Origin of the sequence: Pseudomonas entomophila L48 (assembly GCF_000026105.1) — a bacterium.
GTDB lineage: Bacteria > Pseudomonadota > Gammaproteobacteria > Pseudomonadales > Pseudomonadaceae > Aquipseudomonas > Aquipseudomonas entomophila.
Genome location: NC_008027.1, coordinates 2,880,467 through 2,892,079, shown reverse-complemented (window position 1 = coordinate 2,892,079; position 11,613 = coordinate 2,880,467). Strand labels below are relative to the sequence as shown.

General features: G+C 63.1%; 11 protein-coding genes and 1 pseudogene. 4 read left to right on the top strand and 8 right to left on the bottom strand.

Features of this window, described 5'->3' with window-relative positions:
• Positions 1-118: 118 nt before the first annotated feature.
• From PSEEN_RS12745 to PSEEN_RS12735, 3 genes are all read left to right on the top strand, one after another.
• Positions 119-508, top strand: a complete 390-nt coding sequence (locus PSEEN_RS12745; protein WP_011533928.1) for a DUF2946 family protein — start codon at positions 119-121, stop codon at positions 506-508.
• A 71-nt stretch (positions 509-579) separates the two neighbouring features.
• Positions 580-2,733, top strand: coding sequence for a TonB-dependent receptor (locus tag PSEEN_RS12740; RefSeq protein ID WP_011533927.1), 2,154 nt, complete (start codon positions 580-582; stop codon positions 2,731-2,733).
• 5 nt (positions 2,734-2,738) lie between these two features.
• Positions 2,739-4,214 carry a PepSY domain-containing protein gene (locus PSEEN_RS12735; protein ID WP_044488792.1) on the top strand — a complete coding sequence of 492 codons (1,476 nt, stop codon included), beginning with the start codon at positions 2,739-2,741 and terminating at the stop codon, positions 4,212-4,214.
• On the opposite strand, the gene PSEEN_RS12730 is transcribed toward PSEEN_RS12735, so the two are convergent.
• From PSEEN_RS12730 to PSEEN_RS12720, 3 genes are all read right to left on the bottom strand, one after another.
• The gene (locus tag PSEEN_RS12730; protein ID WP_011533925.1) at positions 4,206-4,709 is read right to left on the bottom strand and encodes a flavin reductase family protein; all 504 of its coding nucleotides are present in this window, start codon (positions 4,707-4,709) and stop codon (positions 4,206-4,208) included. The genes PSEEN_RS12735 and PSEEN_RS12730 overlap by 9 nt on opposite strands.
• 85 nt (positions 4,710-4,794) lie before the next feature.
• A complete protein-coding gene (locus PSEEN_RS12725) occupies positions 4,795-5,823 on the bottom strand; it encodes a methionine synthase (RefSeq protein ID WP_011533924.1) in 1,029 nt (342 codons plus the stop codon).
• 27 nt (positions 5,824-5,850) lie between these two features.
• On the bottom strand, positions 5,851-6,834 hold the full coding sequence (locus PSEEN_RS12720; protein WP_011533923.1) for a DUF1852 domain-containing protein: 984 nt from the start codon (positions 6,832-6,834) through the stop codon (positions 5,851-5,853).
• Positions 6,835-7,046: 212 nt separating this feature from the next.
• Between PSEEN_RS12720 and PSEEN_RS26160 the strand changes: the two are divergent.
• Positions 7,047-7,193, top strand: a pseudogene (locus PSEEN_RS26160) (LysR family transcriptional regulator); the annotation flags it as partial.
• Between the two features lie 271 nt (positions 7,194-7,464).
• Here the strand turns inward: PSEEN_RS26160 and PSEEN_RS12715 are convergent.
• From PSEEN_RS12715 to PSEEN_RS12700, 5 genes are all read right to left on the bottom strand, one after another.
• A complete protein-coding gene (locus PSEEN_RS12715) occupies positions 7,465-8,016 on the bottom strand; it encodes a YdeI/OmpD-associated family protein (protein WP_011533922.1) in 552 nt (183 codons plus the stop codon).
• Between the two features lie 22 nt (positions 8,017-8,038).
• Positions 8,039-9,172, bottom strand: coding sequence for a pyridoxal-phosphate-dependent aminotransferase family protein (locus tag PSEEN_RS12710; protein ID WP_011533921.1), 1,134 nt, complete (start codon positions 9,170-9,172; stop codon positions 8,039-8,041).
• A 170-nt stretch (positions 9,173-9,342) separates the two neighbouring features.
• The gene (locus tag PSEEN_RS26150; RefSeq protein ID WP_083789176.1) at positions 9,343-9,498 is read right to left on the bottom strand and encodes a DUF2256 domain-containing protein; all 156 of its coding nucleotides are present in this window, start codon (positions 9,496-9,498) and stop codon (positions 9,343-9,345) included.
• On the bottom strand, positions 9,495-11,021 hold the full coding sequence (locus PSEEN_RS12705) for a cryptochrome/photolyase family protein (RefSeq protein ID WP_044488083.1): 1,527 nt from the start codon (positions 11,019-11,021) through the stop codon (positions 9,495-9,497). Before PSEEN_RS12705 ends, PSEEN_RS26150 begins: the two co-directional genes overlap by 4 nt.
• A gap of 55 nt (positions 11,022-11,076) precedes the next feature.
• Positions 11,077-11,613: a DUF3833 domain-containing protein gene (locus PSEEN_RS12700; RefSeq protein WP_044488791.1), complete on the bottom strand. Its 537-nt coding sequence runs from the start codon at positions 11,611-11,613 to the stop codon at positions 11,077-11,079.

Genomic DNA, 11,613 nt, shown 5'->3' with positions numbered 1-11,613 from the left:
ACGCTCCTCCCCATGTATCCATGCGCGTGAGCGATGGCGCGCCAAGCTGCTTTTCAGATACCGCAAAACCTGTAGAATCCGTCGCCCATCAACCCTATCCTTCGCCCGAGCTTTGCCCATGACGCTGGCCCGCCACCAAAGAGCGCACCTTGCCTGGCTGCTGTACTTCAGCATCCTGTTCGGCGCGTTGCTGTGCGCCATGGGCCATGGGCAGATGGCCGGGCTGCGCCTGGCCGGCCTGGACGATGCCGCCTGGTGCGCGGCCGACAGCAGCGGCGTGTTCAAGGGCGACCAGGACGTCACCGACCCGGTGCTGCCCGCCGGCGGCGACTGCGTGATCGCCAGCCTGTTCAGCGCCACCCTGCTGGCGGTGTTCTTCGGCCTGCTGGCCCTGCTCGCCAGGGAGTCGAGCAAACCCTTACCCAGACAACCCACGCCACGCCTGCCCAAGCAGCGCTGGCCACTGGTCAATCCCCGCGCTTCCCCCGCTTTGCTTCTCGCGTTCTGACATCGCCACGCCCGAGTGCCGCCTGATCGGCAGCGGGCGTGCGCCCACCGATTTCAGCCAGGAAGCCTTGCATGTTCCGCATGACCACTTTGGCGCTGCTCGTTGGCAGCGCGACCTGCGCCTGGGCGCAGGATGACACCCTGACCCTGCCCGCCAGTAACGTCACGGCCACCGCCGACCAACCCAAAGAAGCCACCACTCTGGACCTCGACCGCCCTATCGAAAGCGGCTCGCGGCTCAACCTCAGCGCCCGCGAAAACCCCGCCTCGGTCAGCGTCGCCGACCGCAATACCATGGAGCGCATCGGCGCGCGCAACTTCCAGGACGCCGCCAACGCCCTGCCCGGGGTCAACGCCTCAGCGCCGCCCGGCTGGGGCGGCTACGTCGCGTACCGCGGCTTCAACGGCGCCCAGGTCAGCCAGCTGTTCAACGGCATCAACCTGCAATACGGCGCCACGGCGCGCCCGGTTGGCGCCTGGATCTACGACCGCGTCGAACTGCTCGGCGGCCCCTCGTCGTTCCTCAACGGCAGCGGCGCCGTCGGCGGCAGCCTTAACATGATCACCAAGCTGGCCAACCGCGACGAAGACACCTTCGAAGGCCGCGTCAGCTACGGGCGCTACGATACGATGGAAACCTCGGTCGGTTTCAACAAGGCGCTCAACAGCGGCGACGGCCCACGCCACTACGCGCGGCTCGACTACAGCCGCACCAGCAGCAACGGCTACATCGACCGTCAGGAGAACGGTGCCGGCAACCTGGCCTTCTCGCTGCTCAGCGATATCAACGACCAGCTCTCCCACACCCTGGCCATCGAATACCTGGAAGAAAAAGAAGACAGCCCGTACTGGGGCACGCCAGTGTTGCAACCCCTGGTGGGCACCTTGCACATCGACAAGCACAACCGTTTCAACAACTACAACGTCGAGGACGGTCGCTACGAGCAGCGCACCCGCTGGCTGCGCTCGATCACCGACTACCGCATCGACGACAGCAACCAGCTGCGCAATACCTTCTACCACTACAACGGCCAGCGCGATTACCGCAACCTCGAGGTGTACCGCTACAACGCCGGCAACACCAGCATCGCCCGCTCCGGCGGCTACCGCCAGCGCCACGACCAGGAGGTCAACGGCAACCGCACCGAACTGACCCATCAAGGCCAGCTGTTCGGCCTGGCCAGCGACTGGGCGTTCGGCGTGGACTACAGCCGCAACCAGCAGACGGCCTACCCGCTGTCCAAAGGTGCCTTCGACACCCTCGACCCGAACGGTTTCCAGCCCGGCCACTTCCTCGACATCCCCGGCATGGACGCGCCGCGCGCCAAAGGCCGCAGCACCACCACCGACACCACTGCGGGCTTTGTCGAGAACCGCACCCGCCTGACCGACCAGCTGTCGTTGATCACCGCGCTGCGTTACGACCATATCGACTTCGACGTGGTCGATTACGTGACCCGGGCCAAGCTGGACCGACGCTGGGACGCCTTCACCGGCCGCCTGGGCCTGGTCTACGACCTGACGCCCAACGTCAGCCTGTACACCCAGTACAGCACCTCGGCCGAACCGCCGGGAGGCTCGCTCACCGGCGCCTCGCTCAGCCAGGTTGGCGACTTTGACCTGAGCACCGGCCGGCAGGTCGAAGTGGGCAGCAAGCTCGACTTCCTCGACGGACGCGGCACCGCCACCGCTGCGGCCTACCGCATCGTGCGCAAGAACATCTCGGTGCCCTCCTCGACCGTGCCCAATACCACCGAGCAGGCGGGCCAGCAGACCTCCACCGGCATCGAGCTGGCAGCCTCGTACAAGGTCACGCCCAAGCTGCTGGCGGCGGGCAACTTCAGCTGGGTCAACGCCGAGTATGACGAGTTCAACGAAACCATCGGCGGCGTGGTGTACTCGCGCAAGGGCAAGAACCCGGTGAACATCCCCGACCGGTTGGCCAACCTGTGGCTGACCTACGACCTGGCGCCGGGCTGGCAGGTCGGCGCCGACGCCCGCTATGTATCGTCGGTCTACGCCAACACCGCCAACACCGCCTGGGTGCCGTCGTATACCGTGTACGGGCTGTCCATGACCCACGACCTGGACAAGCACGTGCAAGTCAGCGCGCGCCTGCGCAACCTCACCGACGAGGTCTACGCACGTTTCATCCACCAGACCAACACCCAGTACTACCTGGGTGAGCCGCGCAGCCTGGAAGTCGCTGTGCAGTGGCGCTACTGATGGGCCTGAAGCGCCAGCTGTACCTCTGGCACCGCTGGCTGGGCATCGTCGCCTGCCTGTTCATGGCACTGTGGTTCGTCTCCGGGGTGGTCATGCTGTATGTCGGCTACCCCAAGCTGACCCCAGGCGAGCGCCTGGGCCACCTGCCGGTGTTGCCGGCAGGCTGCTGCGCCGAGTTGCCGGCCAGTTGGGCGCAGCAGCCAATGAAAACCCTGCGCCTGACCAGCCTGGGCGGGCGACCTCATTATCTACTGGAACTGGCCGACGGCCGCCGCGTCACCCTCGAGGCTGCCAGCGGTGAGCCGCTGGCCAGCAGCGATGCCGCTTGGGCGCTGGCCAATGCTCGGCAGTATGCCGGTGACGCGGCATTGGCTTATCTGGGGGCCGTGGATGAGGACATGTGGACCCACTCGCGCGCCCTGGACAGCGACCGGCCCTTGCACAAGGTGCGGGTAGCGGATGCTGCCGGTACCTGGCTGTACCTGTCCGGGCGCACCGGCGAGGTGGTGCGCGACGCCACCGCCCAGGAACGCGCCTGGAACTGGGTCGGTGCCTGGCTTCACTGGCTGTATCCCCTGCGCGGGGGGTTCGGCTTCGACAATGGCTGGCGCACGCTGGTGATGGGTCTCTCCCTGCTCGGTACGCTCATGGCGGTCCTGGGCATGGCGGTGGGGGTCCTGCGCCTGCGGCTGCGCAAACGCTATCGCAGCGGCTCCTGCAGCCCCTACCCCGCTGGCTGGTTGCGCTGGCATCACATTGGCGGGCTGTTGTTCGGCGTGGTGCTGGTGCTGTGGGTGTTCAGTGGGCTGATGTCCATGCGCCCCTGGGGCCTGACCGACAGCCATTCGCGCCTCGACCTGTCGGCCCTGCGCCAAGGGCCATTGCGCCCCGACGATTTCGCCATGCCGCTGCGCCAGGTCATGGCGCGCCTGGCCGAGGAGGATGGATTCGTCCCGGTGGAGCTGCAATGGCAGCGGCTCGCTGGCGTCACCTTCGTGGTCGCACGCAACGCCAGCGGCGACAGCCGCCTGGTCGAAGCCGGCATGGCACCGATGCGAGCCTTGTCCAGGCAGCGGCTGCTGGCCGCCGCCCAGGCCATCGCGCCGGGAGGCGCGGTCGAGGATCACTGGCAGACCGCCTACGACTTCCACTACTTTGCCCGTGATCCGCAAAGCATGTACGGCTTCCAGGCGCGCCCACTGCCCGTGCTGGGCCTGCACTTCGATGACCCTGCGCGCACGTGGGTGTACCTGGACCCGGCCAGCGGCGAGGTGGTGGCCAGCTTCGACCGCACGCAACGGGTTGGCCGCTGGTTGTTCAACCTGCTGCACAGCTGGGATTGGCAACCCCTGCTGGCCAGGCCGCTGCTGCGCGAAAGCCTGCTCATCGCCATGAGCGTCGGTGGCCTGGTGATCGCCCTTAGCGGTGTCGTGCTGGGCTGGCGGCGTTTGCGCAGGGCTTGTAGGCAACCGTTACGCTGATTGCACGAGGTTGCAATACTGCCCCTTGTAATAGAGCAGTGGCTGTGTGGCAGCAGCTTGTTGCAGGTTCAGCGCTTTCACCTCGCCAATCACGATCAGGTGATCGCCTGCGGCGTGTTCGGCGTGAATCTCGCAATCGAGCCAGTGCAGGCTGCCGGCGATGATCGGGTTACCCAAAGGCGAAGCCTGCCAGTCGACGCCCTGCCACTTGTCCGTGCCTCGTCGGGCGAACTGGTTGGAAATGCCGACTTGCTCGCCTGACAGGATGTTGACCGCGAAACGGCCGGCCTGGCGAATCCCGGGATAGCTGGCCGAACTGGACATGACGCTGAACGACACCAATGGCGGATTCATCGACACGCTGTAGAACGATTGGCAGGTAAAGCCAAGGGGCTCGCCATCACTGTGCGAGGTAATCACCGTGATGCCGGAGGCGTAGTGCCCGAGCGCCTCGCGAAAGCGCAACGGCTCGATCGCAGTACTGGAAAGCGACATGGAAGATCCTGAAAGTTAGGTGCAACCCGCGAACGGTATGAAAGGGCGAAGCTGCACGCCCCGCCCTCCCACATCGCGCTCGGTCTTACTTCGCGAGTTCTCGGCGCACGATCTGGGCACCTGCACTCAATGCAGTGAGCTTGCCGCGTGCCACGGCGCGCGGCAACGGTGCCATGCCGCAGTTGGTGCACGGATAGAGCTTGTCGGCATCCACGAACTGAAGGGCCTTGCGCAGGGTGTTGGCCACTTCTTCCGGGGTTTCGATGGCGTGGTTGGCCACGTCGATGGCCCCGACCATCACCTTCTTGCCGCGGATCAGCTCGATCAGGTCCATCGGAACGTGGGAGTTGTGGCACTCCAGCGAGACGATGTCGATCTTGGATTTCTGTAGTTTGGGGAACGCCTCCTCATACTGGCGCCACTCCGAACCCAGGGTCTTTTTCCAGTCGGTATTGGCCTTGATGCCATAGCCATAGCAGATATGCACGGCCGTTTCGCACTTGAGGCCTTCAATGGCCCGCTCCAGAGTGGCAACGCCCCAGTCGTTCACCTCGTCGAAGAACACGTTGAAGGCCGGTTCATCGAACTGGATGATGTCGACACCGGCTGCCTCCAGCTCGCGAGCTTCCTCGTTGAGAATCCTGGCGAATTCCCAGGCCAGCTTTTCGCGGCTCTTGTAGTGGCTGTCGTACAGGGTGTCGATCATGGTCATGGGACCTGGCAGCGCCCACTTGATCGGTTGCCGGGTCTGCTGACGCAGGAACTTGGCATCTTCGACGAACACGGGCTTCTGACGAGAAACCGCACCGACCACCGTCGGCACGCTGGCATCGTAGCGGTCGCGAATCCGCACGGTTTCGCGCTTTTCAAAATCAACGCCGCTGAGGTGTTCGATGAAGGTCGTCACAAAGTGCTGACGGGTTTGCTCACCGTCACTGACGATATCGATACCGGCGACTTGTTGCTCGTGCAACGACAGACGCAACGCATCCTGCTTGCCCTCGATCAGCGCCTCGTCTTGCAGCTTCCAGGGCGACCAGAGGGTTTCCGGCTGTGCCAGCCAGGAAGGTTTGGGCAGGCTGCCGGCAGTCGAAGTGGGGAGTAGTTTTTTCATCACGCAAGGCCTTGTGTATTCGATCAATCAAACAGCGTAATTAGCGGACCACTGCTGCAGCACAGCGTGGAACGGTTTGATGAATTGCGCTTCAGCGTACTTGCCCTGTTCAATGGCCAGACGGCTGCGCTCTTCGCGGTCGTAGACAATTCGAGTCAGCGAGTAATCCTGGTGCTTCAGGCTTGGCTGATAGGATTTGCCGGCTGCGGAGTTCGCGTTGTAGATCTCGGGGCGGTAAATCTTCTGGAAGGTGTCCATCGTGCTGATGGTGCTGATCAGCTCGAGGTTGGTGTAGTCGCCCAGCAAGTCGCCGGCAAAGTAGAAGGCCAGCGGCGCGACACTGTTCGACGGCATGAAATAGCGCACCTTCAGGCCCATCTTGGCGAAGTACTCATCGGTCAATGAGTATTCATCCTGCTGGTATTCATGACCGAGGACCGGGTGCTGGTTTTCAGTGCGGTGGTAGGTCTTGCTGCTCGAAACGCTCAGGCAGATGACCGGCGGCTTGCCGAAGTGCGCCTTGAACGCGCTTGAGTTGACGAAGCACTTGAACAGTTTCCCATGCAGTTCGCCAAACGCTTTCGGCGTGCTGAAACCCGACTGTCCTTTATTGTGCTCCAGCAACAGCACGCTGAAGTCATAGTCCCGCACATACGACGAGAAGTTGTTCCCGACAATGCCCTCAATGTGCTCGTTGGTTTGGCGATCGACAATGTTGGTTTTCAGAATTTCAATTAACGGCAGGGCATCCCCCGCCTGTTCACCGACGATACTCATCTCGACGGAAATGATATCGAGCTCTACGGAATAACGGTCACCCTTGGGGTTGTCCCAATGCGCCAGGGCATTGAAGCGATTGTCGATCATCGCCAGCGTGTTACGCAGGTTCTGCTGACGGCTTTCGCCCCTGGCCAGGTTGGCAAAGTTGGTGGTGATCCGCGTGTTGTCTGCAGGGTGATAATGTTCATCGAAGCGAACACGTTTGATGGCGAACGTGAAATCTTTACTCATTTTGCTCTGGCACCCTTATCCCGAGGCTAGCGCTGGGCTCACGTTCCCTAGCGGCCGCCAAAATACCTGACTGAATGTCACCCAGCGCGAGGTAGATGATGTACCCGTGCCAAGTGCCTTGCCCTACTGGAGAATTCAATGAAAGGGATTGTCAGGGACCAGGCAGCAATGAGACAAACTCATTTTTTTTGCATACAAATTTAGTTTTACTCATGATCGACCTGAGACACCTGCGCACGGTCCATGCCCTGCGCGAAACGGACAGCCTGCATGAAGCCGCCGAGCGCCTGCACCTGACACAGTCGGCGTTTTTGCCCCCGTTCCGGGAGCTGGAGGAGCACATTGGCGTGCAACTGTTCGCGGCAATAGCAGCGACATGCTGGAGGTGCCTTATGTCAGCGACTTCCTTCTGACCGCCAAGGACACCTCCTTCGCCACCCTGGAAGGCGTCAACGCTTTTTCGGGGCTGGGAGTGTGAATGTTTCGACCCCAGCTAGCCGCTTCGACATGCATCACCCTGCCCAGGGTGTTGGGCAGCTCGACCCACTCGCAGATCGCCGCAGGCACGATGCCGGCCAGCGGGGCAAAGCTGCCCGCGACCATCAGGCGCTGGATATGGCCAGCCCGAGGTTAATTTTCTGCCTCGGGCGCCCGGAAGGCTTTGCTGTAATAGCCCGACGGGTCGAAACAGCAAACCTGCTTCTTGCCGGCTGCAAGCATATCGCAGGCATCCCCCATTCGCTTTTCGCGCGTCTTGAGTTGCTTCGCTGAAGTGATCCAGTGAATCCAGTCCACCCGCGCCAGGGTCGTCGTAGTGTTCCAAACCTTTTGAGCTTCAGGCGTGGCTGCCAGGGCTTCCTCGAAATCTGCCGGGATGTCAGGTTCGGGCTCCTGCTTCACCGGGATGAGTTCGAGGGTAACGATATCGCCAACGGCCACACCTGCCGCGTCGAGTAAATCGCGACCGACCTTCAGCCAATGGCTCAGCTGACCATCGGGTTCCAGGGTTGCCTGGAAAGGATGCCCATTGATTGTGCCTTCAACGGTCGTCCTTCCCCGCCTTGGAAGCCGTTCACTCGCCTCCCTTGGAAGAACTGCAAACGCCCATGGCCCGTCATCACCGGGCTTTGCCGGACGAAAAAGCTTGGCCTCAAATCGTGACCTCGCATCGTTCGTTGCCATTGCAAGTCCTCCAACCGACCGTTCAGTTAACCATCACCTCGTCCAGTGCCTGCTCCAGGGTGCTGACCGTGCGCTCGAGATTGTGCAGCTTTTCGAGCCCGAACAGGCCGATGCGGAAGGTCTGGAAGTCGGCCGGCTCGTCGCATTGCAACGGCACCCCGGCGGCAATCTGCAGGCCGTGGCTGACAAACTTCTTGCCACTCTTGATATCGGCATCATCGGTGTAGCTCACTACCACGCCAGGGGCCTGAAAGCCCGCTGCGGCCACGCTCTTGATACCTTTGCGGGCCATCATTGCGCGCACCCGATCACCCAGGGCCTGTTGTTCGTCGCAGACCTTGTCGAAACCGTAGGCTTGTGTCTCTTTCATTACTTCGTTGAACCGTGCGAGGGCATCGCTGGGCATGGTCGCATGGTAGGCGTGGCCCCCCTGCTCATAGGCCAGCATGATCTGAAGCCACTTCTTCAAGTCGCAGGCGAAGCTGGTGCTTTGCGTCGATTCAATGCGCTCGAGGGCCAAAGTGCTGAGCATCACCAGGGCGCAGCAAGGTGAGGCGCTCCAGCCTTTCTGCGGTGCGCTGATCAGCAGGTCGACCGCGCATTTGTGCATATCCACCCAGATCGCGCCTGAGGCGATGCAGTCCAGCACGAACAGGCCGCCCACCGCATGCACGGCGTCGCCCACGGCCCGCAGGTACTCGTCGGGCAGGATGATCCCTGATGACGTTTCGACGTGGGGGGCGAAGACAATCTGCGGCTTCTGCGACGCAATGGCTGCCAACACTTCGTCCAGAGGGGCCGGGGCGTAGGCCGCCTGGCGCCCCGTTTCAACCGGCCGGGCTTTGAGCACCGTCGTGGCCGCCGGGATGTTGCCCATCTCGAGGATCTGGCTCCAGCGATAACTGAACCAGCCGTTGCGTATCACCAGGCATTGCTGGCCGGTGGCAAACTGCCGTGCCACCGCTTCCATGCCGAACGTGCCACTGCCCGGAACCACCGCAACCGCCTGGGCGTTGTAGACCTGCTTCAAGGTGGTTGAAATGTTCTTCATCACACCTTGAAACGACTGGGACATGTGGTTGAGCGAGCGGTCCGTGTAGACCACCGAGTACTCGACCAGCCCCTCGGGATCGATACCGGGATATATCTTCGACATGGTGTGGCTCCTTTGGCAGAGATGTCCATGGCATCGACCCTGCCCTAAGCCATTGCAAATGACAAGATGCATCTGGCACACCGCAATCGCCAGCCTTGCCACCCCTGCCCGACTTCTTCCATCGAATGGGCCACATCTACATCAGGGGAGCGTTGCGCACGGAGCTCAAATCATCCGCGAGCCTGTGTCCCGCGACGTGCCGCCAGGCGGCGGCAGCGCTGCGAACAATACTTCACCTGCTCCCAACACCGCGCCCAGCGCTTGCGCCAGGTGAACGGCCTTGCGCAAACCGCGCAGATCTTGCTCGGCAACTGGCCCTTCTTCATAAGTCCTGCTCGGCATCGAGCTGCGCCAACAGAGCCTGGCCACGCCGCCATGCCGCATCACGCCGCTCAGGCGCCATCCCATCCAGGCTGCGATACACCAATGCCAGCCGCGGGTTGCCCGACAGCGCGGTGCGATGGCGGATGAGAAAGTGCCAGTACAGCGCATTGAACGGGCAGGCATCGTCCTCGACCACCTTGTCGACCCTGTAGCTGCAGGCCTTGCAATGATCGGACATGCGCTGGATGTAGCGGCCACTGGCACAGTAAGGTTTCGACCCCAGGTAGCCGCCGTCGGCATGCATCACCATGCCCAGGGTGTTGGGCAGCTCGACCCAGTCGAACGCGTCGATGTAGACCGCCAGGTACCACTCGCAGATCGCCGCAGGCGCGATGCCGGCCAGCAGGGCAAAGTTGCCCGTGACCATCAGGCGCTGGATATGGTGCGCGTAGCCCAGGCGCAGGGTCTGCCCGATGGCCTGCGCCATACAGCGCATGCGGGTCTGCCCGGTCCAGTAGAACGCCGGCAGGGCGCGGTGGTTGCCCAGGTGGTTGAGCCCGGCGTACTCGGGCATGCGCAGCCAGTAGATGCCGCGCACATACTCGCGCCAGCCGATCAATTGGCGGATGAAACCCTCGGCGGCGTTGAGCGGTACCCGCCCCTCGCGCCAGGCCGTGTCCACGTCCTCGCACAGGCGCCGCACATCCAGCAGCCCGATGTTCAGCGCCGCGCTGATGCGCGCATGGAACAGGTACGGCTCGCCTTCGGCCATGGCGTCCTGGTAGTCACCGAACGCCGCCAGGCCGAAGTCGAGAAAATGCTGCCACAGTTGTTGCGCCTCGGCATGGGTCACGGGGTAGTCGAAACCGTCAACGTCCCCGTAGTGGTCGCTGAAGCGCTGACGCACCAGCGCCACCACTGTCGCCGTGAGCGTGTCCTGCTCGAAATGTGCGGGAAACGGCCCGCGCAGGCCGCGTGGCAAGGGTTTGCGGTTGTCGCTGTCGAAATTCCAGGCGCCCCCAGCCGGGCTGCCGTCGGGCTCGAGCAGCAAGCCACAACGCTTGCGCATGCCGCGGTAGAAGTGCTCCATGCGCAGGTGGCCGCGCCCTTGGGCCCAGCGGGCGAATGCCTCGCGTGAGCACAGGAAACGTGTGTCGCGGTGCCACACCAGCGGCAGGCCGGCATCGCGCAGCGCCTGCTCCAGGCGCCACTCGCCGCACTCGGTGAGGTGGATCTCACTGGCGCCCAGTGCCTGCCGCCAGCGCCGCAGTTCACCGGCAATGCTGCCGCTGTTGCCGTCCTCATCAAGCTGGACATAGTGCACCGTCCAGCCTCGCTCACGCAGTGCGCGGGCGAAATGGCGCATGGCGCTGAAGATGAGCACGATCTTTTGCGGATGATGCGGCACGTAGCGGGCCTCGCCCTCCACTTCCGCCATCAGGATCGCGTCGCGGGCAGGGTCCAGTGCCGCGAGGCTTGCCAGGTCGAACGCTAACTGGTCGCCCAACACCAAGCCCAGGCGCATCGCTCGAGTTACCATTGGCGGGCCACCGACAACAGTTCTGGCGCTGTATTCAGGGTCACGGCGCCCGCTCCGGAAGGCGGCGGAAGAACAGGGTGATCTGGCCGATTTCCACGCCCAGCTTGGTCATCTTCGATCGGTTGATCAGGGTGTCCTCATCCATCAGGTACATCCAGTCGTCCAGGTCCACCTGCCAGTGGCGCCCGTCCACGGGCAGATCCAACTGGTATCGCCAGTGCAGCGCATTACCAGCCAGTTCACCGTGAGCCTCGCCGATCACATCCCCGGCGGTGCCCCGCCAGTGGCCGGGCCCGTCCGGCACCAGCGTCCAGGTGCGCCGCTGCCGAGTGCCGTCGCTGTAGAGAAAATGCTCGTCGAGGATCAGCCGCTCGCCCTCCCGACGGCTGTCGATGCGAACGTTGAAGCGCTTTACCACTTCACCGGAACGCTTCTGGAACATGCCCCAGGCCTGCACCGGGCGCGAGAAGAAGGCTGCCAGGTCGAAACGGGGTTGCTCCGCGGCATAGCGCTCGACTTCGACATTGCCACAACTGCCCAGAACCAGGCAGGCCACCAGCAACAGTGCTCTGTACAG

Excerpts from the sequence above, each read along its gene's own strand:
- PSEEN_RS12745 (WP_011533928.1), top strand. The coding sequence starts at position 119 with ATGACGCTGGCCCGCCACCAAAGAGCGCACCTTGCCTGGCTGCTGTAC.
- PSEEN_RS12740 (WP_011533927.1), top strand. The coding sequence starts at position 580 with ATGTTCCGCATGACCACTTTGGCGCTGCTCGTTGGCAGCGCGACCTGC.
- PSEEN_RS12730 (WP_011533925.1), bottom strand. The coding sequence starts at position 4,709 with ATGTCGCTTTCCAGTACTGCGATCGAGCCGTTGCGCTTTCGCGAGGCG.
- PSEEN_RS12725 (WP_011533924.1), bottom strand. The coding sequence starts at position 5,823 with ATGAAAAAACTACTCCCCACTTCGACTGCCGGCAGCCTGCCCAAACCT.
- PSEEN_RS12720 (WP_011533923.1), bottom strand. The coding sequence starts at position 6,834 with ATGAGTAAAGATTTCACGTTCGCCATCAAACGTGTTCGCTTCGATGAA.
- PSEEN_RS12715 (WP_011533922.1), bottom strand. The coding sequence starts at position 8,016 with ATGGCAACGAACGATGCGAGGTCACGATTTGAGGCCAAGCTTTTTCGT.
- PSEEN_RS12710 (WP_011533921.1), bottom strand. The coding sequence starts at position 9,172 with ATGTCGAAGATATATCCCGGTATCGATCCCGAGGGGCTGGTCGAGTAC.
- PSEEN_RS26150 (WP_083789176.1), bottom strand. The coding sequence starts at position 9,498 with ATGAAGAAGGGCCAGTTGCCGAGCAAGATCTGCGCGGTTTGCGCAAGG.
- PSEEN_RS12705 (WP_044488083.1), bottom strand. The coding sequence starts at position 11,021 with ATGCGCCTGGGCTTGGTGTTGGGCGACCAGTTAGCGTTCGACCTGGCA.